This window comes from Candidatus Ruminimicrobium bovinum (assembly GCF_902760015.1).
GTDB classification, from domain to species: Bacteria; Elusimicrobiota; Endomicrobiia; order Endomicrobiales; family Endomicrobiaceae; genus Ruminimicrobium; species Ruminimicrobium bovinum.
Genome location: NZ_CACWEU010000024.1, coordinates 1 through 21,881 on the forward strand (window position 1 = coordinate 1; position 21,881 = coordinate 21,881).

Consider the following 21,881-nt stretch of genomic DNA (forward strand, 5'->3'; position numbering starts at 1 on the left):
CAGCCATTTTCCCTCCATAATGCGACAATTTATAATTTATAACTTACAATCTATAATAACTAACAACAATAATTTGTAATTTACATATTCTTGATATTATAGAATATTTGTTGACAAAAGACAAAAATTTATAGTATCATAAAGCCGTTGTATCAAATAGAATATGATATGGGGGACACCACCTCGGGTGTCAAAACTTCAGTCATATTCTATTTTTTTTAAAGGAGTCATATATGAAAGTAAACGGTAAAGAGATTGTTTTAAAAAATACTCAAAATATATCGGAATTTTTACAAACCAACAATTATAATATTAATAGAATAGTAGTTGAATTAAACGGAAAAATTGTCAATAAAGATAAATATGGCACTATAAATTTAAAAGATACGGATGTTATGGAAGTGCTGACTTTTGTAGGCGGAGGTTAATAAAAAGCAGAACTTTTTGTTAATGTACAATTTACAATGTAAAATTTATAATTAATGTGTTTTTTGCAAAGTAAAAAACTTAATTATTTATTAAAAATTCACAAAGTGAATTTTTACCGAAATTATACGTTTCACATTCTACATTATACATTAATAAAATTTTGATGTTTGTAAAACGAAAGTTTTAAAAGAAACAAAGGAGATGTTAATGGAAAATAATGATAAATTGATAATTGCAGGACATGAATTTAATTCAAGGTTTATTTTAGGTTCCGGAAAATTTTCGTTGGATTTGGTAAAAGCTGCCGTTGAATCGGCAGGAGCTGAAATTGTAACACTTGCATTAAGAAGAGCAAATACAAAAACAGAATATAATATTTTGGATTTCATACCTAAAACCGTAACTCTTTTACCTAATACTTCAGGTGCAAGAACGGCAGAAGAAGCTGTTAGAATTGCAAAACTTTCAAGAGAACTCGGTTGCGGTGATTTTGTAAAAATTGAAGTTATAAAAGATACAAAATATCTTTTACCCGATAACTACGAAACAATAAAAGCAACGGAAATTCTTGCAAAAGAAGGTTTTGTTGTTATGCCGTATATGTATCCGGATTTGAATGCAGCAAGAGATTTGGCAAATGCGGGAGCTGCAACAATAATGCCGCTTGCTGCACCTATAGGAAGTAATTTAGGGCTTATTACAAAACATTTTATAAAAATAATTATAGATGAAATAAAACTTCCCGTAATAGTTGATGCGGGAATAGGTTCCCCTTCTCAAGCATGTGAAATAATGCAGGAAGGAGCAGATGCTGTTATGATAAACACCGCAATTGCAACGGCAAAAAACATAAATGAGATGGCAGAGGCATTTAAACTTGCAATTATTGCCGGAAGAAAAGCTTATCTTGCAGGGCTTGGCAGAGTGTTGAATTTTAAAGCCGAAGCTTCAAGCCCGTTGATAGACTTTTTGGAGGACAAATAAAATGTATTTTGAAAATATGGAACAAATAAACTCGGATATGTTGGAACATGTTTTAAACTTAACAAACAGTTATGATTACAATATATATACTAAAGATGATGTTCAAAAAACATTGAATAAGGAAATACTTGATATTGAAGATTTAAAAGTTTTGTTGTCTCCTGCTGCTACGGATTTTTTAAATTTAATTGCACATAAGGCAAAATACGAAACAAGAAAACATTTCGGCTCAAGTATATCTTTGTTCACTCCGTTATATATTTCAAACTATTGTGAAAACCAATGTACTTATTGCGGATATAATTGTAAAAATAAAATACACAGAGGAAAACTTACAATAGAAGAAACAGAAAAAGAATTTCAAGCAATATCCAAAACAGGTTTGGAAGATATTTTAATTCTTACGGGTGAATCAAGAACGGCATCAAGTGTTGAATATATAGGTGAAGCTGTCCGACTTGCAAAACAATATTTTTCTTCGATATCAATAGAAATTTATCCGTTAAATATTGATGAATATAAATATCTTTGCCAATGCGGAGCCGATTTTGTTTGTGTTTATCAGGAAACATATAATAAACAAAGATATAAACAATTACATTTGGCAGGACCTAAATCCGTTTTTGAATACAGATTTTATGCCCAGGAAAGAGCTGCACTTGCAGGAATGAGAGGAGTGTCGTTAGGAATACTTTTCGGACTTGATGATTTTAGAAAAGATGCTTTTTCGACGGCAATACACGCTTATTTATTGCAACAAAAATATCCTGATATTAAAATAGGTTTTTCCGTTCCCAGATTAAGGCCTTATATTCATGAACACAAAGAACAAAATCCACATTACGTGAACGAAAAACAGTTATTTCAGGCACTATGCGCATACAGGTTATTTATGCCGTTTTCCGATATTACGATATCTACAAGAGAAAGAGCGATTTTTAGAGATAATGTTATAGGTGTTTGTGCAACAAAAATTTCTGCAGGTGTAAAAACATCGGTAGGCGGACACGAAGATACCGCTAAAGGTGATGAACAATTTGAAATATCAGATTCAAGAAGTGTAGCAGAAATTACGGACACAATAAAACAAAAAGGGCTTTATCCTGTTTTCAGCAACCATATAAGACTTTGATTTTTGCTTCGTGAAAACAAATTATAACGAAAGTTTAAATGCTAAAAATTTTTGAACAAGAATATTCGGTTATTTGAATTTTGAAAATAAATTATTGAATTCTTTCAAAGTTGTAAATTTGTTGAATTGATTTCTTATTTGAGAAGCATTTGGAATATCTTTTATATAATAGGGTATAATTTTCCTTAAAATAACCAAACCTTTTTCTTCTCCGTAAAAAGCAACTGATGCCATAACATGTTTTTTAAGCCAACTTATCCTTTTACTTACGGAAGGAGCCGATAAAAGCTTATCTTCATCAAAAAACGCCTGTATTCTTTTAAAAATATCATAATCACCTATGGCACCGCGACCTATCATAAGCCCGCAGCATTTAGGTATTTTTAAAAATTTTTCGGCAGTTTTTATATCTACAATACCGCCGTTTGCAACTATAGGAATTTTAGCATCAACAACGGATTGTTCAAAGGCATCCATATCAGGTAAACCGCTATGACCGTTTTCGGCATATCTTGCATGTATCGTAAGCATTTTTATACCGGATTCTTGTGCTATTTTAACTATTTCACCTGCTACAATTTGCCCTTTAATAAGCCCTATTCTTGTTTTTGCCGTTACCGGAACGGAAACACTTTTAACTACCGTTTCCAATATTTTAGCTATGTTTAAAGGATCTTCAAGCAATTTTGCACCGGAATTGACCTTTGCAATTTTTTTTGCAGGACAGCCCATATTAATATCTATAATTTTATATCCTAAATCCTGTATTTTTTTTGCACTTTCAGCCATTACATTCGGATTATTACCGAAAATTTGAGCTGCAACCATAGGTTCATTTTCGGACGTTTTTAATAATTTATATGTTTTTCTGTCATTGTATGATAATGCCGTGGCCGACACCATTTCGGTATAAACAAGCCCCGCTCCGCCTGAAATTGCAAGTTCTCTTAACGGCAGGTCGGATATTCCTGCCATAGGTGCAAGAAGCAAACAATTTTTCAATTTAATATTACCTATGCTAAGTTTCGGAAGTTTCATATATTACCAATTTTCAAGTTCCAATGAAGGTTTTGGAAGTATTATTTTGAATGCGGATTTATTTTTATTTTTTAAAATTTTGTAACAGGCAACAGTTCCTATCATTGCAGCATTATCCGTGCAAAAAGTTGCCGACGGCAAATAAACTTTTACTTTATATTTTTTACCGTTATCCAAAAACATTTTTCTTATTAAAGAATTTGCACTTACCCCGCCGCCCAAAACTATATTTTTAAGTTTATATTTTTTAACCGCCTCAAAAGCTTTAAAAACTATAGTTTCCGAAACCGCCTGCCTAAAACCCGCACATATATTGTTTATTACTTTTTTATCTGTTATATCAACTTTTTTTGAATAATTTAAAACTGCAGTTTTGATTCCCGAAAAAGAAAAATCCCATCCTCCTTTCAACATAGGTCTTGTAAAATGAACGGAATTAATATCTCCAAGGACTGCCAACTTATCTATTACAGGTCCGCCTGGACATGGCAATCCCAAGATTTTGGCGACTTTATCGAAAGCTTCACCGCAGGCATCGTCGCGAGTTCCGCCCAAAAAAACATATTCCCCGTAATCTTTAACAATAATAAGTTCCGTATGTCCGCCGGAAATAACAACGCTCAAAAAAGGAGGTTTTACTTTATTTTCAATACAAGCGGAAAATATATGTCCTTCTATATGATTGACCGGAATAAGAGGTTTATTGTAAATGTATGCCAATGTTCGTGCTGCCATAATACCGACGAGTAAAGAACCGGCAAGTCCAGGTCCGTAAGTACAGGCAATATAATCAATTTCTTTTTCAAAATTATCAAAAGTTACATTTGCTTTTTCCAATGCTTCTTCTATAACCATATTAATATTTTGAATGTGTGCTCTGCTTGCAAGTTCGGGAACTACACCGTTATATTTTGCATGTATGGGAATTTGTGTAGAGATTACATTAGATAAAACTTTAAGTTTATCCCCAACAATTGAAACAGAAGTTTCATCACAAGATGTTTCTATTGCCAATATTTTCATTTATTATCACTCTTTTTCAAAACAACTATTGAATATATTTTATCTTTTTCATAAAAAGAATACGTTATAATTCCCAAATTATCGTCAATAACTTTTGATACTTCTATTTTGCAATTTCTTGCTAAAGTCTTAAATTGATATTCAAAAGTATCTATTCTTTTATTTTTCGGAACTCTAATTTCTTTATAATACTGAGTGTATGTGTTTTTTTTATCCTGAATTTCTTTTGCGTATTGTACAATTATATCCTGTTGAATTATACCATTTGAAACCAAAACGGTTACAAGTTCGTTTTCCAATTTTTGAACTACCGGATTATCTGCCTTTTTATCCGTTTTCGGTTGCTCTTGTTTAACCGTTTGTTTTGTTTGATTATCTTTATCTTTTTCGGAAAACGACTGTTTTTGTTCGTTTTTTACGCTTTGTTGTTTTTGTTGAGCAGATTTAACCTGCCTGCTTTCGGTATTAGTTTTAACTTTAATCTGTTTTTTATTAACACTATCCGACGATTGAAACGTTAAGCCCACAACAATTCCGACTAAAAATAATAAAATCAAATATATTGTTGAAAGAAAACTGTTATTTTCCCTTTTCTGTTTTGCCATTTTTTAACTCTTTTTTGTCCGAAACTTTTTTTACGGTATCCTTTACTTGTGAAGTTTTATTTTCTTTATCTTTATTCTTATCTTTGTCTTCGGAAGTTTCTTCTTTTTTAGGATTATCTTTTAAATACTTACTCGGATTTTTAATATATTCTTCAACTTTACCTGCTTTAATAACCGCTATTGCGGTATTTAATATTTCATCTTCAACTTTATCCTCGGCTTTTTCTTCCGCTTCTTTTTTCTTATCGTTTTTACCCTTTATTTTTACGGTTTGAGATTGTATATACAATTTTCCCTCAATCTCGGGTGTTACGTCTATAAATATATCAGGTGTTACTCCCCTTTTTTTATTATCTTTATCCTTCAATATATTCCTGCCTGACGGCAAATAATATTTTGCTATTGTAAGTCTCAAAGCATTTCCGTCGGTTAGAGGAACAATTGTCTGCACGCTTCCTTTACCGAAAGAATTATTTCCTATAATTAAAGCTCTCTTGTAATCCTGCATCGTTCCGGAAACGATTTCGGAAGCCGAAGCGGAACCTCTGTTTATCAAAATAATAAAAGGTAAATCGGGATATGTAGGTTTATTTTTTGTCGAATAAAATTGTTCGTTTGCTTTATCACGTCCCCTTGTGGAAACAACCAAACTGTCCTGTTTTATAAATAATTCACAAATATTTACGGCTGCATCCAATAAACCGCCCGGATTATTTCTTAAATCCAATATAAGTGCTTTCATTTTATCTTTTGATAATTCTTTAAGCATTTTTGCCATATCGGCTGCACTTTGCGCATTAAACTCATACAATTGAATATACCCGATATTATCTTCAAGCATTTGTTTTTTTACGCTTTCTATTTTTATTGTTTTTCTCTTTATAACAAATTCAAGTTCGTCCTTAACACCTTTTCTTGATATGGTAAGTTTAACTTTTGTTCCGGGATTTCCTCTCATAAGTTTAACGGCTTCGTCACTTGACATACCTTCCGTTGATTTATCATCTATCTTTATTATTTTATCATCAGGTAATATTCCCGCAAAATAAGCAGGTGTGTCAGGTATAGGCGTTAATACTGTTAAAATATTATCCTGCATTGTTATTCTTAAACCTACTCCGCCGAAAGATCCTTGAGTTTCGGTTTTCATTTCTTTATAAGCTTTTTCATCCATAAATTGAGAGTATGGATCCAATGTTTGCACCATTCCTCTTATGGCACCGGTAACCAAATCTTTAGGTTTTGTTTCATCAACATAATACTTATCTACAATTTCCATTATATCAACCATCATTTTTAAAGTATCGTAAGTTTCATCCGAAGCTGCAAAAATATTAGATGAAAAAATAAAAGATACTGTTAAAATCAATGCAATAAATTTTTTTATTTTCATTTTATTTTTCTCCAAAAACAGTCTTTTGTTTATTTTAAATATCCTGTAATTATAGCAAATTTACTGAATGGAAGTTAATTACGTGTGACTCGAAAAATATAAAATATTTTTATGGTTTGGGTTTTAGCCATAATAACGGATCGTCGGCAATGTTGTTTTGTCTTATTTCAAAATATAAAACGGCATCACCGGACGAAGCCAATTTTGCTATATTTGCCCCTTTTGCTACAACTTGATTTTCATTAACCAAAATTTTATCAAGTTGTCCGTAAACGCTGTAAAAAAAACCTTTATGGTCTATTATAAGCATTTTACCGTAACTTCTGAATTCACCTTTAAAAATTACGGTCCCTTCATCTACGGATGATATTACCGCATTATTTTTTGTTTTTATTTTTATACCGTTACTTATCATATTTGTATCCAATTCCGGATGCTTATTTTTACCGAAATGAACAGTTACGGTTCCGTTAACAGGCCACGGTAAATTTGTTTTTCTTTTTATTGAAACGGATCTTATTGATTTGGTTTTTGATTTGGCTTTGCTTTTCTTTATTAAATTATTTATAAAATTTTCCAATTCTTTGGCGGAAGCATTTAATTTTTTTATTTCTTTTTCTTTTTGTTCTCTTTTGTTTGCGGTTGTTTTTAAAAGAGATTCTTTGTTCTGTTTTAACTTTTTATTTTGTATAACCGAACTTTGATGTTTATCTTTTAAATTTATTAAATTTTTCTTTGCTTTATCATACTGATTTATTTTTGCCTGAGCATCCTGTTCTTTTTTTTGAGCATCCTTATATTTTACAGATTTATCCTGAATTGATAACTGTCTCATTTTAAATTCAAACGGATAATCAAAATAAGCAACCGATTTTCTTTGAGTATAAAATAAAAATTCCTGTTGAATTTGATTATTTGCTTTCACTTTTTCGTCGTCGGCAACAGCATATTGTTTTGATGCAATTTCCAAATTTTTTTCCGTCGATGAAATTTGTTGTCTTATATTTTGTAAATTTTTTTCGGTATTTAAAATGGCAGTTGTTAAATTTTGCAAATCCTGTTTGTATTGTTTTTCCTGTTTCAACAACTGCTCTTTTTCTTTTTTCTTTTTATTTATATCATCTTTTATTTTACTTAATTGCTGATTTTTTGATTTTATTTCGTTTTTTGAATCACCGTAAAAAACAGAAGGCGAAAAGAAAAAAAATAAAATAATTAATATAACTGTTATTTTATACATTGGCCTGTTTTGTCATAAAAGTTAAAACTGCACCGAAAGGAAGCACATACAACAACAAATTCCAATTTAAAATAAAAAAAGGATTATCGGTTATGCTTGCCAAAATACAAATGATTACATACCCCAAAAACGCCGCAATAATTCCGTATAAAACTTCATATAAAACAATCAAATATTTTTTTGTCAGTACAAACAAAACAATTTTTACTAAAAACAATATTGCAATAATTAAAACTATGTAAGACAAAAATTTTCTAAAAAAATTAAATATATCAAGTTTTTTAAAATAAAGCTCAAATGCCTTATCATCATATAAAACATCTTTTACCGTATCCGACGAAATAAGTTGTTGTTTTATTGATTCAAGTTCCGTTCTGTTTTTTGCATTTAATTCGTTAACGGTAATATAGTCGGGAAAATAAGATTTATTGTCATTCGGCATAATATTTGCCAAATCGGGACTTGTCTCCAATGCTTTTGCATAAGCTGCCTGTTTATCCGTAAACTCAATAAAATTAAAATTTAAATTTTCTTTAAAATTTTCAATGACATTTTCCAATTCTTCAATATTATCATTTAAAATTATGACGGCATTCAAATCATTATGCAACTGTTGTAAATTTAATTGATAATACAAATAATATTTTACCAGCAATGCAAAAACAATACTCAATACAACAACCGTTATAATTTTCAAAATTAATGATATATTTATTTTTTGTATTTTCATCTTATCTGTATATCGTTGAATTTATTTTTCTTTTCAATGCAATGTTGTATATTTTTTCATATTCTTTTACGGATTTATCCCAAGTAAAAGAACATTTTATTGCATTATTTTGAAGGTTTTTCCAAGCAGTTTTATCATTAAAAATTTTGTAGGCATATTTTATTTTTTCAACAAAACTTTCACCTGAATATAAATCAAACACAAAACCGTTAGGTGTTTTTGATTTATCAAAATCATAAATTGTATCGGCAAGCCCGCCGGTTTTATTAACTATCGGAATTGTTCCGTAAGCAAGAGCTATAAGTTGACTTAAACCGCATGGTTCAAAATGCGAAGGCATTAGAAAAGCATCCGACCCCGCATATATTTTATGTGCAAGATTCTCATCATACTTATTAAATATTTTAACGGTTTCAGGATATTTATTTTGTAAATAAAGTAATGTATCTCTTATGTATCTGTCACCGGAACCTAAAATTATAAACTTTATATTTGTATTTTGTATTCTATTTATTGCATCTATTATCAAATCAAAACCTTTTTGATTATCAAATCTTGAAACACACGATAAAACAAAAGAGTTATTGCCATTTTCAAAATTACAAATTTCTATTAAATCTTTTCTGCATAAAATTTTATTTTCAATATTTTGTTTTGAATAATTTGCAGCTAAATTATTGTCGGTTTCAGGATTCCAATAGGAATAATCTATACCGTTTAAAATACCGTAAATATCACTTTTTCTTGTTTTTAAAACAACTTCCATACCGTTACCGAAACCTGCCTGAATTTCTTTTGCATAAGTAGGACTTACCGTAGAAACAATATCGGTATAAACAATACCTGCTTTCATAAAATTGAAAGTATTATAAAATTCAAGTTTATCACTTTTATAATCTTCCCATGAAAAACCTGCCAAAGGAACACTTGTTGCAGCATCAAAACTGCCTTGAAAAGCTATGTTGTGTATTGTATAAATTGCAGATGTTTTCCAAAAAAAACCGTCGTAAGCATTTGTTATTTTTAAATATGCGGGTATTAAACCGGTATGCCAATCGTTACAATGAATTATATCCGGAACAAACAACATAGCTTTTATTGATTCTATTACGGCTTTACAGAAAAAAATATATCTTTCTCTGTTATCGCCGTAACCTATTCCGTTATCGTCTCCGTACACTCCGGATCTATCAAAAAAGCGCATATTCTCGATAAAATATACGGGAATATTTTCATCCAAAAAACCCTGTTTTATTCTGAAATAAATTTCCTCTTTGCCAAGTCTGACTGCCAATCTGTAAGGCAATGTTTTTAAATTATATTTAACTCCGTCTATAACACTGTATTTAGGAATTATTATTCGAACATCGTGTCCGTTTTTTTTCAGATATTTCGGCAATGTTCCGACAACATCTGCAAGCCCGCCGGTTTTAACAAAAGGAACACATTCGGAAGAAACCATAAGTATATTCATAATTATTCCATATCCCTTAAAAATTTAGCCGCTTCTTCAGGTAAAACCTGGTTTACGTTTATTCCGGTTCCTATCTCAAAACCGGTAGTTCTTGATATTTTAGGAACTATTTCAATATGCCAATGATAATATGACAAATAATCCTGCTTAAGAGGTAATATATGCATAACCATATTATATGCGCAATCATTTAATGCTTTATATATTCTTTTTAATACTTCTATACTTATTTGAGCCAATTCATAAACTTTTCCGGAATTTATATTTTTAAAATCTTCCGCATGTTCTTTCGGTAATATCCAAACTTCAAAAGGAGAAATTGAAGCAAACGGAGTAAATGCAACAAAATTATTGTTTTCGTAAATGATTCTGCTTTTATTTTTTAGTTCCTGGTCGATAATATCACAAATCAAACATCTTTCTTTTATTTCGTAATATTTTTTTGACACGTCAAGTTCTTCTTTTACATTCTTCGGAATTATCGGCATTGCTATCAACTGAATATTGGAATGAGGAATAATTTCACCTGCAGCTTGTCCGTAATTTTTAAAAGGTAAAATATATTCAAGACGAATGTCATTTTTCAAATCTCTAATTCTTCCCTGTAATACTTTTATAACATTTGAAAGTTCTTCGTTTGTAAAAGAATATACCTGTTTATTATGATTCGGTGTTTCTATAATAACTTCATTTGCACCTATACCTGTCATTACATCAAACATACCTTCCGGCCTTCTTGATAAATTACCTTCTATTGCAAGTATGGGATTTCTGTTCGGGATTACCCTTATGTCCCACTTTTTGTCGGAAACATTTTGACCTTGTTTATTTTGAGAAAGTATGGGAAAAGGCGTCATATACTCATTTCCGTAACAAAAAGGACATATTTTTTCATCTATGTGTTTATGTGTTGTAATACCTAAATCCTGTTCCAAAATTCTATTCGTATTTATTATAACCCATTTATTACGAATAGGATCTCTTCTTAATTCAACCATAATAAGTTCCTATTTTATTCTTTCCAAAGCCCTTTTGGCTTCCGTTTTATCCGGATCATATTCTAACGATTTTTCCAACAACTCAACAGCTTTTGCTTTTTTACCCGAAGAAAAAGCTTGAAGTCCCTGATCGTATAAATCTTGTGCTATTACGGAATTTAATCTTTTCATTTCATTTTTTGATTTATGGTCTTTTACATAACTTACGGCTTCTTTATACTTTGCAAAGGCCTGTTCCAAATTATTGCTTTCTTCAAATGCTTTACCTTCGTCATAAGCTTTATTTGCAAGTCTTTGTTTTAATCTTGCGGAATAAGTTTTTATTTGTTCGTTATAATTATAATATTTATATTTTTTAGCCATTTTGGCTAAAGTATTAAAACTTTTTAACGAAGCTTTATCTTTTTCCTGACTATACTGCGTCAAAGCCAAATTATACTGTTTTTTCATACTGTCTGCTATCTGAGAATTTGTAACCGAACCTGTCTTTTTTTCTTTCTTTGCGGAAGCTGTCTTTTTATTCTTAACAGCAGCTTTCTTTGACTGATTTATTTTTTGTTCTTGGGGTTCTTCAGCATCCTGATCAAAAATATTGTCAGCACTTTCGGTATTCTTTACTTCTTCAAGTTTATTCTCGCATACTTGAATATATTTTTGTATATCTTGTCTGTCAGGACTGTTTATATAAGCCGCTCTAAAATAAACAAGGGCCTGTTCAAAATCCTGTTCTTTATAAGATGCAAGTCCTTTTTGAAAAGTTGATTCCGCCTGAACAACATTTACTCTGTTAACTTTTTCTTCTATAATTTCCAAATATTCAATAGCACCGGAATTTTCAGGATCAATATCCAAAATTTTATTGAATTCGTCTTTTGCATAAATGAATTCACCTGCATTATAATACTTAACTGCCTGTTTCCAAATTTCAGCAATTTCTTTGGCATGTTCCTTTCTGTTTCTGTATATATCCATATCTTTAATTTCTTTTTCAATCTTTTCCAAACCTATCTTTGCTTCTTTGTTGTCCGGATCCATCTTCAAAATATCGGAATAATATTTTTGTGCTCTGACCAAATTATTTTTAAAATAATTTGCCTCTGCTTTTGCCAAAACTTTTTCTATTTTCTCTTTTGAATCACTTTCAACATTTTCCCATTCGTCATTTAATAAGTTTAAATATTTTTTTGCTTCTTCATTATCGGGATACACTGCCAATATATTTTCAAATTGAGTTCTTGCTTCTATAAAATTTTTTCTATCATATTCTCTTTTGGCTTTTTTCAGGTTGTAACACAAATAATGATTATATGCTTTTTCCGGCGAAGGAATTTTACCGAAATAAAAACCTATCGTAAAAGTATGTTGATCATTATCCGTTCCCATTAAATCCGTATAAGAATATGCAATATTGACTCTGTCAAAATCAAATGAAAATCCCGCAGTAATACCTTTATAAAAATTATCTCTGAAATCTCTCCATCCTACCCTTAATGCCAACGGATTTACCGGATAAAACTCAACACCGCAGGCATAACCGATATCCGTTATTTCAAAATTTTTAATCATATCGGCCATAATGGAAACGTTACCGGAATCGGAAACCAAATATCTTGCGGAAACATCAAAATATTGAAGCTGTTTTTGTGTTGTTTTATTTATGTCTATATCATTACCCAAATTTTTTAAAGCTGCTGCCGCATATAATCTTGAATCTATAAACTCCAAATTATATATAAAACCCAAATCCATACTAAATAAATTTGCATTTTCATCATAATTTTTTGCTTTAAGTCTGTATCCTTTTAATGTTATACCGACGGAACCTTTTTCTTTCGGGACAGGAACTTCTTTTAAAAACGGATACACATAATTTACCGCCACCATCATTGAATTTTGAATTTCCAAAGAATCAATGTCTTTATTAAATTCATTATAACCTACGGCAAATGAAAAATTACCGATACTTTCCGTAGGTAAAAGCAAACCTATATTTCCGCCGTAATTTCTTGTATATGCCGATATATAAGAAGCTTGTATTTGTTTTGAAAAAGCGGAAAAATTATTTGCAGGATTAGCAAAAAAGCCGAAAACGGCAGGAGAAAACGATAAAATACTTCCGCCTAAAGCTTGTGAATAAGGATCAGGATTTAACTGAGCAATATCCGAATTAACAAAATTTGCAAACAAAACATTTGAACAAAAAACCACGGACAATAAAATTACGATTATTTTTTTATTCATAGTTTAATACTCTTCCATTTTTTTTATAATTTCTTCAAAATTTAAAGGTTTAAAAAAACAATCATCGGCACCCAATTTAAAAGCTTCATCTATTTGAACGGTACTGTCACCGGTAATTACAATAACCGGAACTTTTGAATATTGTTCATTTTTTTTCAAATACTTCAATACCGCAAAACCGTTTTGATCCGGCAACATAACATCAAGTATCAAAAAATCAGGAATAACTTTTTTTAAACAAAGAAACCCCGCTTTGGCAGTTTCTGCTTTTATTACTTCAAATCCTTTTTCTTTAAAAATAATTTCTGCCGTAGCTAAAAAAGATGTATCATCATCAATTATCATTATTGTTTTCATTTTCAACACTCTCTATATTTTCGTTTTCGGTTTCCGAATTTTCATTAACTTCAAATAAAGTTTCAGGAACCATAATAATATCCGCATTTGTTAAATTCATTGAATTTTGCGTCTGAATTTCTACCGAATCGGTCAGAACCATATCTTTTTGATCTAAAATTTTATATCCGGAATAAGTTAAACTGAGTTCATATTTATCATTCGGTAAATTTATTTCGGAAACATCCGTATCGGAATATCCGGAATATTTTTGCTGTCCGTCAGATAAAGAAATTATACTAATCGACACCTTTGATAACGGCAATAAGTTTTCTTTATCATTTATTGCATCTTGTATCATTTGCATTTTTGAAATTCTATCTTCGTCTTCGGAAATTTCCAGTGCCGTACTTTCATTTATTGTTTTAATTCTTAAAGATATACCGGAAACATTACCCGTTAATTCGGATATATCCTTTTTTTCCTCTTTAACAACTTTGGAAAAAAATGAAAAAAATACTAAAAATAACAACACTAAACATAATGCCAACAGGAAAGGGTTTGTGTACAATCTCCCCATTTTTGCTTTTTTAGGAACAGGAACCGTAAAATTTTTCTCAATATTCTTAATAATTGTTTCTTCCTTTAAAATTTCCGTCTGTGTTTCTTCATCAAATAATAAAATATTTTCGTGATAATTTTGCGGAATTATCGTTTGAGAGTCATCGTCTTCCGCATTTAAAACAATTACCGTAGTATTATCTCTTCCGCCCGCATTATTTGCAGCTAAAATTAATTCATTTGCTACATCATTTAAATTTGATTTATTTAAACAAACTATATCTTTTATATGGTCATCATCTATTTCACCGTTTAATCCGTCGGAACAGAATATATATATATCACCGTTTTTTACAACTTCGGATTTATAATCCACTTTTAATTTTTCGGCAGTTCCAAGTGCTCTTGTTATCATACTTTGAAACTCTGCCGTTTTGGCATCTGCCTGTGTCATTTTACCCTTAGAAAGTAATTCTTGAACTTTCGAATGATCTTCGGTCAATTGTTTTATATTACCGTTTCTTATTCTATATATTCTGCTGTCACCCACATTGTATATATGTAATAACGATGTTTCTTTTTCAAAAAAAGCACCGACTGCCGTTGTTCCCATACCTTTAAGTTTAGGATATCTTTTTTGTAAATTGCATAATGTCCTGTTGGCCAACTTTAAACAAGCTATAGGTTTTAAAATATTTTCATCAAAACTTGAATATTTACTATCAACTAAAGAATAAATATCCTCTTTACTCAATAATTTATATGCATTATAAATAACATCTACTGCCATCTTACTGGCAAAATCACCCGATGCCCCGCCGCCCATACCGTCACAAACAAAATATAAACTTTCATTTTGCCAAAAGCCGAAAGCATCCTGATTTTCCGTTCTTATTTTACCGACATCTGTTTTTGAAGTTCCAATTATTTTCATAAATAAACGACCTTTACTTTCTTAGAAGATTTTTTAATGCTTGCCCTTATTTTAAGGACTAAAAACAACAAAATTAAAATTATCCCGCCAAACATCATAATTTTATATTTCATTTTATATTCATCCAAAGAATTTGTACCTGTATGCTGACTGTTACCCAAAAACATCGGCCATATCGATAAATTCTTAAGTGTTTTAACGTTTGTGTTTAATATATGAATTGCATCTAATTTATTAACATACAATACTTCTATTTTTTTATCACCGTTTAAATCCGCAAGCAAAGGTGTAGATGTTATCGCCGAATTACTTGCTCGAATATCCGCAGCTATTTCAAGTTCTTTTCTTTTTATATTACTTTTCATTATTAAAATTCTACCGTCTTCCGTTCCGAAAATAACCTCATTAATTCCATCTTTATCAAAATCAAATACGGCAGGTGTTGATAAAATTCTTTTTGCTTCGGGTATAGTAAATTTCCATAATAACTCGCCTGTTTGATATGTGGTATTTCCTTTTAAAATTTGAATTGAGCCGTTTGCAGACACAAATAAAACATCATTTATTCCTTTTCCGGTAAAATCCGCAATAACAGGGGTTGTATTAAATTTTAAACCTTCACTTGGGGTAGGTTCCACAAAATATGTCCACAACACTGAATACTTGGTAGTATCAATTGCAGTAATGTACTGAGGAACATTAGATTGAACAACAATCTCATTAATACCGTCTCCGTTTATATCGCCGACGGCAGGTGCACCTGCTATAAGATGTGCTTTACCGGTAGAATCCAAATCTACTATTTTTTTTGTTCTGTTTGTTCCGTTTATAAAAAACACTTTACTGTTATAATTTGCAATAACAACAGAAGGTGAGAAATTTTTTCTTTGCAATATTACGGGGCTTCCATATACGGGCCCGTCAATAAACTCAGTCTGTTTCTGATATGAAGGAAAACCCGGTGAATATAAAAAGTGTACGGTTCCGTCTTGAGAAACAACAACAATATCTTTTTTACCGTCTAAATCCAAATCACAAACAACAGGAGTTAAAGCGGAAAGTTCACCGCCTAACATTTCCTGTATTATTGAAGCACCCATTTGACCGTCAATAACATATAACATACCTGATTCGGAAACGGCAATTACATCGGCAAATCCGTCATTATTAACATCATCACTGACCAATGAAGCTACACCTGAATTATAAATTTCTATCGGATTCCACAAAAGATTTCCTTTTTTACCGTCCCAAGCATATAAAAAACCGGCACTGCAAAGCATTGCAATATCATTTATACCGTCACCGTTAAAATCGGCAATAACCGGGGTTGAAGTTACATTATAATCACCGTCATCTATTTTCATAGGAACTTCTTTAGACCAATTTGAATTTAAAGTTAATTGAGGTTTTCCGTTACCGGAATTTAACAGGGATAACCCTCCGTAACCAAAAACAAAAAGATACAACGAACATAAAACAAAAATAAGTGTTATCAATATATTTGATACTTTTAAAAATTTCAACGCAAACAAATTTTGCCTTAAAGGAAGAGAATAATTTTCATTATAATAATCAACTATTCTAAAAATAGTTCTTCCTATTGAAATTTCATCTCCTACTTTTATCGGAGTTGTATTTAATTGTCCTAATTTTTCACCGTTAACGGCTACTCCGCCCGTACTTCCTATATCGGTAATTGTATATTCGTTTTCGGAACCGCTTATTTTTGCATGACCTTTTGAAACCGTCATATCACCCGAAAGAACAATATCGTTTTCTATTCCCCTTGGCGATATTTGTTCTCTTCCTATAAAAGTATCATTTTGCTGTTTTATAACAAATTTCTTACCGTAAAACTTACCGTATATTCCTATTAAATAGTATTGAGGAAATAAATCATCATACTTATTAACGGAAATATCATCCAAAAAAGAAATTGTCCACTCCGAAATGGTTATTTCATCACCGAAATTTAACTGAACTTCGTTTATATTTCTGCCGTTAACTTGTGTTCCTATAATAGTATTTTGATCTTTTAAACTATATTTATTTTCGGAATAAATTATTACACAATGCTGTTCCGAAACATTTTTTTTGTCAGGAATAACGACATCATTCCCCTTCTTACTTCCTATAAAAATCTTTGTTTTACTTTTTTTAACTACATACTCAGTTATAACTTCTTCTTTTTTCTTTAATAATAACCTTGGCATATATTTTTTTCCTTTTAAATTATCTTGCAATAAATAGCGCAGCTATCATTGTTAAACCCAAACTGATTTTAGCTATTGTTCCGGTTTTACTTGAACCATCGGAAGAATCGGATTTTGCTTTTGACGAACCGTCATTAAAATTTCCGCTGTTTTTCAAATTATTTAACCTGTTTTCTATTCTTTTTATATCTTTTGCCGTTTGTGTATTTACTTTTTGAATTTCAGCATCCACATAATCATTCGTAGGAATATTTTCAACTGTTTTCTTTATTGAAGCTATTTGTAAGTTTATATTTTTCATTTGAGCATTACTTAATTTACCGCTTTTACCTGAAGAATTATCAGATGCAACCAATGCACTTTGCGTATTTTCCAATTCATTAACTCTTTTAGACATTGCAACATAACTTTTTTGTATTTGATTTAAAGTCGATTTCATTTCTGCAATTTCATCGGAATCCGAAGATGTTTTTTTTTGATTTTGATTTTTTATCATTTGAAGCAGAAGACAATTCAGCTTCAAAGCTGTCTATCTTTTTATTTAACATTACAATTTGTTTCCTTAATGTTAACATTGTTTTTGTATCGGTTGAAGAATTGTCTTCTTTTCCGGTTGCGCTTACGGAATTTTTTTCAATGGCTGCAATTCTTGTATCTAATAAATTGTATTCTTTATTTGTTAAACCGGCAGCGGATGATGTCTCAAAATTATCCATTTTTTTATTCAACAATGCAACCTGTTTTCTTAATGCCAATATTGTTTTGGAATCATTTTTACCTAAAGAATTATCTTCTTTTCCCGTTATACTTGCAGAATTTTTTTCAAGAGCCGCAATTCTTGTATCTAACAAATTATATTCTTTATTTGTTAAACCGGCAGCGGATGATGTTTCAAAATTGTCCATTTTTTTATTCAACAATGCAACCTGTTTTCTTAATGCCAATATTGTTTTGGAATCATTTTTGCCCAAAGGAGTATCTTCACTTGCAATATTTCCGCCGTTTGAAGCAAGATTTACTTTTCTTTGCAAATCTCTAAATACTTTTGACTGCATTAAAGTACTGTCCAAAAGCATAGGCATATTAGGTTCCAAATCATTCATAACAGCTACTATATCAACCGAACCCGAAGCAGATTTTTTTGTTTTCCCGCCGGTAGTGCTTGCAGAATTTTTTTCAAGAGCTGCAATTCTGTTACTCAATGCCGTGTATTGTTTTTTTGTTAAATCCCCATCGGAAGAAGACAATGCAGATGCCCCCAAACCGGATGTTTTTTTATCATACTCATATAAAGCTTTTATTAATGCCCCTCTTGTAACTTTTTCATCGGCAACAAAAACAGATGCACCGTATTGATTTATAAATTTTGGCATTTTTGTCGATAACGAATTGATCATTTCCCTTAATACAGGATCAGTTACATCTTTCTTCTCGGCAGAAAAACAAACAGATACATTCATAACAATTGCCAACGTTACCAAACTACTGATAAATTTTTTATTCATTAGCTAACCTCTAAAAATAAAGATTAATTGAAAACTTTGTATTTTGTTCAAAAATATTTCCGCTTAATAATGCTATATCCAGCTGTAAATAAAATTTTGATATATAAAAATCAATACCAAATCCAAAATGATATCCTATATTTTTATTAAGTTCCGAAGATATATCATGTCTGTTCTCTATAGCATAACCGTTAATACCGCCTCTTAAAAATAAACCGTTAATACCGAATTTATCCATCAATAAAACATCTTTCATGCCGAACTCGGCACCTAAATTTGTTGATAACGGTTCTTCTTGTCTTTGAATTAAATCTAAAGCTGCAAGTAATTGAAATTTTTTTCCTAAATCAAATAAATTTGAAGCACCGAATTTTGCCGTTAACGGAGCTTCATCATCACCTATTACAACACCTTTTTGAACCAATGCTCCGAAATTCAAACTGCTTATGGAATAAATTAAACCGACATCAAAATCCATACCGGAATCCGAAATTCCGGCTTCAGAAAATTTATAAGAAATAAACTTTAAAGATGCACCTGCATATAAACTTGTTTTCCCCTGAAATACCGGAATACCGGCAGATAAATAATATGCATTATCGGTATGACTCATCGTTCTTCTTGAAGTGCTTCCTTCAGGATTATATTGAATATTGTCCATCGTTGAAGAAATATAACCAAGCCCGAATACCGTTTTACCTAAAAGTGTTGTAAACTTACTTGTAGGAACTGCCAAAGCAAAAAATTGATGTGTAGGAATAACATCTTTCAAACCGGGATACTTATCACTGCCGCCGGAAGAACCCATAGCGGTAAAAGCATATTGCTGTCTTTTTGCAAGCCCGGCAGGGTTCCAATAAATAGCACTGGTATCATCGGCTATTGAAGTAAAAGCACCTCCCATAGCCAAAGCCCTTGCACCTACTCCTTTTTTTAGGAAAGCAGCAGCATCAGTTCCGGCAAAACAGTTGGAACTGCAAACAAGCCCTAAACAAACCAATACTGATAAAAATTTTAATTTTGTCATATTTATTTTCCTATGGCTAATGCCGTATATCTTCTATGTTCTCCGTTTCCTGTTGTAGATTTTGCTATTATTTCACAAATATATGCACCAACAGCTAATGTTTGTCCTGCATAATTTCTTCCGTTCCATTCAACTTTATTTGTTCCTGCTTTATAATGTTCATCTTTTATTAACTGACAAACAATTTTTCCGGCTTTGTCATACAAATTGATTGTTACATTACTGTCATAAGCAAGTAAAAATTGTATGGTAGTGTTCTGTTGTTTAGGTTTAAAGGGTGAAGGATAAATATAAATATCGGCAACACCTGTTCCTATTACTTTAAATTCAACCGAATCACTTAAATTGACATCAGATAAAGAAATTTCCAAAGTATACTTTGCATTTACCAAAAGTGATGGCGGTAAATTATTTGTAATATCCTCACCGGTTATCTTTGCCAACTTACTGTAATTACATTTTATTTTATACGTATCTGCATCAATAATTCCGTTATCCATTAAAACGGAAGTTGATATTGTAACAGAACTGTTATTTAAAGAAAACGTTATACTTGACACTTCAGTTAAAGAAATCGGGGTTGTTTCTATTAAAGGATCCGATGTTGCCGTTCCCATTACTTTATCCGGTGAAATTATTTTGAAAGTATCGGTATCTATTTTTGTTGTTATAACCGTAAACTGATTTGATTCTTTACTTGAATATGCTCCACCCCCGGTAATATATTGAGCATAAAACTGAATTTTATGTTCCTCGAATTTTGAATTAAAAGCAATAACCGTTGAAATATTTATTTCTTGTCCGTTTCCGATTGTTTTTGAACTGTTTATTATACAATTGTTTACTCCGGAAGAACTAATTAATTCTTTGTATTCATAAAATTTATCGGGATCATCCTCTCTTCCGTTTATTTTGTAAAGCAATTTACTGATTGTTCCGGTTGTAGTGTTAACCTGTATTGTTACGGTGCTGATATTATTTTCTGTTTTTGTATAACTGAATGAACTGAAAGCAATTTCTTCAGCTTGCGGCGCTCTTACGGCGGAAAGGAAACCTGCTCTAAAAATTGTATCTTTTGTTTCTTCTGATGCTACAATCGTTTGACCTACTGAAATTGTATTTAACGAACCGTTACCGCTTGCTTTACCGCCTGCGGAATTAACGGATATAAAATTCTTTATATCATTGTTATCCGCATAACATAAAGAAGCGATAAATAAAACCGTTAAAATAAATAAAATGTTTTTTAATTTTATCATTGTAAATTCACCAATACTAAAATTGTTCCTTTTTTGTTGGAACTGAAATTTTCAAGTGCCTTTCCTATAATTGTTCCCGGTTTAGGGTTTGCCCCTGCTTTTTTGGCATACCCTGCAATTGAAGCCGAAACTAATAAATCTCCTCTTTTAATAGCTCCTCCTTCATTACAAACTTTTGTCGGCACTTTACCTACAAGTGCCAATTTATAACCTTTTTGATTTTTATTTAATAAAAGTCCCGGTTCTGTTGAAACAACACCGGCAACTTTCGTATCTTCAGCTACTTTTGTTTTTACAACGGCATCATTTCTTGTTGTATCTATCGAAACAACATCTCCCGGCTGTAAATTTTCACTTGAAGCATACATTTCCGCAAGGTCTGCTCCTACCTTATAAACACCTGTCGCACTTAAATCAACCCAACCTTGTTTGTTTTTTTCATCTATTGCCCATACTTTTTTTATTGTTTCACTGCTAAATTCACTTTCACTATTAATATTTAATTTATTTGCAGTACCAACTAACAAATCTTCTATCTTTACCCATCCTTGACCAGTATTATCACTATTGGTTGTCGATACCCAAACCTTATAAGCTATATCACTCAATACATTTCCACTTGTACTCACTTTTGTTGCATATTCAGCCTCTTTTACTTTTATAGTATCCACATTTGTCCATGATTGATCACCTGTCCAAAAATAATTGGCGCCCGGAGTATAAGAAGAAACATTAATCGCTCTTCCAACTGTTAAA

At 31.2% G+C, this 21,881-nt stretch carries 19 protein-coding genes and 1 pseudogene; 3 read left to right on the forward strand and 17 right to left on the reverse strand.

The window, feature by feature from the left end:
* Positions 1-233: 233 nt before the first annotated feature.
* The 3 genes from thiS to thiH all read left to right on the forward strand — a co-directional run bounded on the left by thiS (position 234) and on the right by thiH (position 2,545).
* The gene (gene thiS, locus ACMUOV_RS00640) at positions 234-428 is read left to right on the forward strand and encodes a sulfur carrier protein ThiS (protein ID WP_413852782.1); all 195 of its coding nucleotides are present in this window, start codon (positions 234-236) and stop codon (positions 426-428) included.
* A 208-nt stretch (positions 429-636) separates the two neighbouring features.
* Positions 637-1,413 carry a thiazole synthase gene (locus ACMUOV_RS00645; RefSeq protein ID WP_413852784.1) on the forward strand — a complete coding sequence of 259 codons (777 nt, stop codon included), beginning with the start codon at positions 637-639 and terminating at the stop codon, positions 1,411-1,413.
* Position 1,414: 1 nt separating this feature from the next.
* Positions 1,415-2,545, forward strand: coding sequence for a 2-iminoacetate synthase ThiH (gene thiH / locus ACMUOV_RS00650; protein WP_413852785.1), 1,131 nt, complete (start codon positions 1,415-1,417; stop codon positions 2,543-2,545).
* Between the two features lie 69 nt (positions 2,546-2,614).
* Here thiH and dusB read toward each other — a convergent pair whose 3' ends face one another.
* From dusB to ACMUOV_RS00735, 17 genes and pseudogenes are all read right to left on the reverse strand, one after another.
* Positions 2,615-3,583, reverse strand: coding sequence for a tRNA dihydrouridine synthase DusB (dusB, locus tag ACMUOV_RS00655; RefSeq protein ID WP_413852787.1), 969 nt, complete (start codon positions 3,581-3,583; stop codon positions 2,615-2,617).
* Between the two features lie 3 nt (positions 3,584-3,586).
* Positions 3,587-4,606 (reverse strand): tRNA (adenosine(37)-N6)-threonylcarbamoyltransferase complex transferase subunit TsaD, encoded by a 1,020-nt coding sequence (gene tsaD / locus ACMUOV_RS00660; protein ID WP_413852789.1) that lies wholly within the window; start codon positions 4,604-4,606, stop codon positions 3,587-3,589.
* The gene (locus tag ACMUOV_RS00665; protein WP_413852791.1) at positions 4,603-5,211 is read right to left on the reverse strand and encodes a hypothetical protein; all 609 of its coding nucleotides are present in this window, start codon (positions 5,209-5,211) and stop codon (positions 4,603-4,605) included. Before ACMUOV_RS00665 ends, tsaD begins: the two co-directional genes overlap by 4 nt.
* Complete coding sequence (locus tag ACMUOV_RS00670) at positions 5,186-6,604, reverse strand: S41 family peptidase (RefSeq protein WP_413852793.1); 1,419 nt, start codon at positions 6,602-6,604, stop codon at positions 5,186-5,188. The genes ACMUOV_RS00665 and ACMUOV_RS00670 overlap by 26 nt, the downstream gene beginning before the upstream one ends.
* A gap of 109 nt (positions 6,605-6,713) precedes the next feature.
* Complete coding sequence (locus ACMUOV_RS00675) at positions 6,714-7,844, reverse strand: murein hydrolase activator EnvC family protein (RefSeq protein WP_413852795.1); 1,131 nt, start codon at positions 7,842-7,844, stop codon at positions 6,714-6,716.
* Positions 7,837-8,574: a hypothetical protein gene (locus ACMUOV_RS00680; RefSeq protein ID WP_413852797.1), complete on the reverse strand. Its 738-nt coding sequence runs from the start codon at positions 8,572-8,574 to the stop codon at positions 7,837-7,839. The genes ACMUOV_RS00675 and ACMUOV_RS00680 overlap by 8 nt, the downstream gene beginning before the upstream one ends.
* Position 8,575: 1 nt before the next feature.
* Entirely contained in the window at positions 8,576-10,048 is a 1,473-nt protein-coding gene (locus ACMUOV_RS00685) for a glycogen synthase (RefSeq protein ID WP_413852799.1), read from the reverse strand.
* A 2-nt stretch (positions 10,049-10,050) separates the two neighbouring features.
* Positions 10,051-11,046 (reverse strand): galactose-1-phosphate uridylyltransferase, encoded by a 996-nt coding sequence (gene galT, locus ACMUOV_RS00690; protein ID WP_413852801.1) that lies wholly within the window; start codon positions 11,044-11,046, stop codon positions 10,051-10,053.
* 9 nt (positions 11,047-11,055) lie between these two features.
* Entirely contained in the window at positions 11,056-13,287 is a 2,232-nt protein-coding gene (locus ACMUOV_RS00695; RefSeq protein ID WP_413852803.1) for a hypothetical protein, read from the reverse strand.
* 3 nt (positions 13,288-13,290) lie between these two features.
* The gene (locus ACMUOV_RS00700) at positions 13,291-13,644 is read right to left on the reverse strand and encodes a response regulator transcription factor (protein ID WP_413852805.1); all 354 of its coding nucleotides are present in this window, start codon (positions 13,642-13,644) and stop codon (positions 13,291-13,293) included.
* Complete coding sequence (locus ACMUOV_RS00705; protein WP_413852807.1) at positions 13,622-15,118, reverse strand: PP2C family protein-serine/threonine phosphatase; 1,497 nt, start codon at positions 15,116-15,118, stop codon at positions 13,622-13,624. Before ACMUOV_RS00705 ends, ACMUOV_RS00700 begins: the two co-directional genes overlap by 23 nt.
* Positions 15,115-17,334 carry an FHA domain-containing protein gene (locus tag ACMUOV_RS00710; protein WP_413852809.1) on the reverse strand — a complete coding sequence of 740 codons (2,220 nt, stop codon included), beginning with the start codon at positions 17,332-17,334 and terminating at the stop codon, positions 15,115-15,117. Before ACMUOV_RS00710 ends, ACMUOV_RS00705 begins: the two co-directional genes overlap by 4 nt.
* Before the next feature lie 19 nt (positions 17,335-17,353).
* Positions 17,354-17,830 carry a hypothetical protein gene (locus ACMUOV_RS00715; RefSeq protein WP_413852811.1) on the reverse strand — a complete coding sequence of 159 codons (477 nt, stop codon included), beginning with the start codon at positions 17,828-17,830 and terminating at the stop codon, positions 17,354-17,356.
* Positions 17,784-18,839, reverse strand: coding sequence for a hypothetical protein (locus ACMUOV_RS00720; RefSeq protein WP_413852813.1), 1,056 nt, complete (start codon positions 18,837-18,839; stop codon positions 17,784-17,786). Before ACMUOV_RS00720 ends, ACMUOV_RS00715 begins: the two co-directional genes overlap by 47 nt.
* 10 nt (positions 18,840-18,849) lie before the next feature.
* Complete coding sequence (locus tag ACMUOV_RS00725) at positions 18,850-19,866, reverse strand: hypothetical protein (RefSeq protein WP_413852815.1); 1,017 nt, start codon at positions 19,864-19,866, stop codon at positions 18,850-18,852.
* Between the two features lie 2 nt (positions 19,867-19,868).
* Positions 19,869-21,125 (reverse strand): FlgD immunoglobulin-like domain containing protein, encoded by a 1,257-nt coding sequence (locus tag ACMUOV_RS00730; protein ID WP_413852817.1) that lies wholly within the window; start codon positions 21,123-21,125, stop codon positions 19,869-19,871.
* A pseudogene (locus tag ACMUOV_RS00735) lies at positions 21,122-21,881 on the reverse strand (hypothetical protein); the annotation flags it as partial. The pseudogene ACMUOV_RS00735 and the gene ACMUOV_RS00730, both read right to left, overlap by 4 nt.

Bases quoted from the DNA above. Each gene is read 5' to 3' on its own strand.
- galT (WP_413852801.1), bottom strand. From the start codon at position 11,046: ATGGTTGAATTAAGAAGAGATCCTATTCGTAATAAATGGGTTATAATA.
- ACMUOV_RS00710 (WP_413852809.1), bottom strand. From the start codon at position 17,334: ATGCCAAGGTTATTATTAAAGAAAAAAGAAGAAGTTATAACTGAGTAT.
- tsaD (WP_413852789.1), bottom strand. From the start codon at position 4,606: ATGAAAATATTGGCAATAGAAACATCTTGTGATGAAACTTCTGTTTCA.
- ACMUOV_RS00700 (WP_413852805.1), bottom strand. From the start codon at position 13,644: ATGAAAACAATAATGATAATTGATGATGATACATCTTTTTTAGCTACG.
- ACMUOV_RS00685 (WP_413852799.1), bottom strand. From the start codon at position 10,048: ATGAATATACTTATGGTTTCTTCCGAATGTGTTCCTTTTGTTAAAACC.
- ACMUOV_RS00715 (WP_413852811.1), bottom strand. From the start codon at position 17,830: ATGATAAAAAATCAAAATCAAAAAAAAACATCTTCGGATTCCGATGAA.
- ACMUOV_RS00645 (WP_413852784.1), top strand. From the start codon at position 637: ATGGAAAATAATGATAAATTGATAATTGCAGGACATGAATTTAATTCA.
- ACMUOV_RS00705 (WP_413852807.1), bottom strand. From the start codon at position 15,118: ATGAAAATAATTGGAACTTCAAAAACAGATGTCGGTAAAATAAGAACG.
- ACMUOV_RS00695 (WP_413852803.1), bottom strand. From the start codon at position 13,287: ATGAATAAAAAAATAATCGTAATTTTATTGTCCGTGGTTTTTTGTTCA.
- ACMUOV_RS00680 (WP_413852797.1), bottom strand. From the start codon at position 8,574: ATGAAAATACAAAAAATAAATATATCATTAATTTTGAAAATTATAACG.
- ACMUOV_RS00665 (WP_413852791.1), bottom strand. From the start codon at position 5,211: ATGGCAAAACAGAAAAGGGAAAATAACAGTTTTCTTTCAACAATATAT.
- ACMUOV_RS00730 (WP_413852817.1), bottom strand. From the start codon at position 21,125: ATGATAAAATTAAAAAACATTTTATTTATTTTAACGGTTTTATTTATC.
- ACMUOV_RS00725 (WP_413852815.1), bottom strand. From the start codon at position 19,866: ATGACAAAATTAAAATTTTTATCAGTATTGGTTTGTTTAGGGCTTGTT.
- thiS (WP_413852782.1), top strand. From the start codon at position 234: ATGAAAGTAAACGGTAAAGAGATTGTTTTAAAAAATACTCAAAATATA.
- ACMUOV_RS00720 (WP_413852813.1), bottom strand. From the start codon at position 18,839: ATGAATAAAAAATTTATCAGTAGTTTGGTAACGTTGGCAATTGTTATG.
- thiH (WP_413852785.1), top strand. From the start codon at position 1,415: ATGTATTTTGAAAATATGGAACAAATAAACTCGGATATGTTGGAACAT.
- dusB (WP_413852787.1), bottom strand. From the start codon at position 3,583: ATGAAACTTCCGAAACTTAGCATAGGTAATATTAAATTGAAAAATTGT.
- ACMUOV_RS00670 (WP_413852793.1), bottom strand. From the start codon at position 6,604: ATGAAAATAAAAAAATTTATTGCATTGATTTTAACAGTATCTTTTATT.
- ACMUOV_RS00675 (WP_413852795.1), bottom strand. From the start codon at position 7,844: ATGTATAAAATAACAGTTATATTAATTATTTTATTTTTTTTCTTTTCG.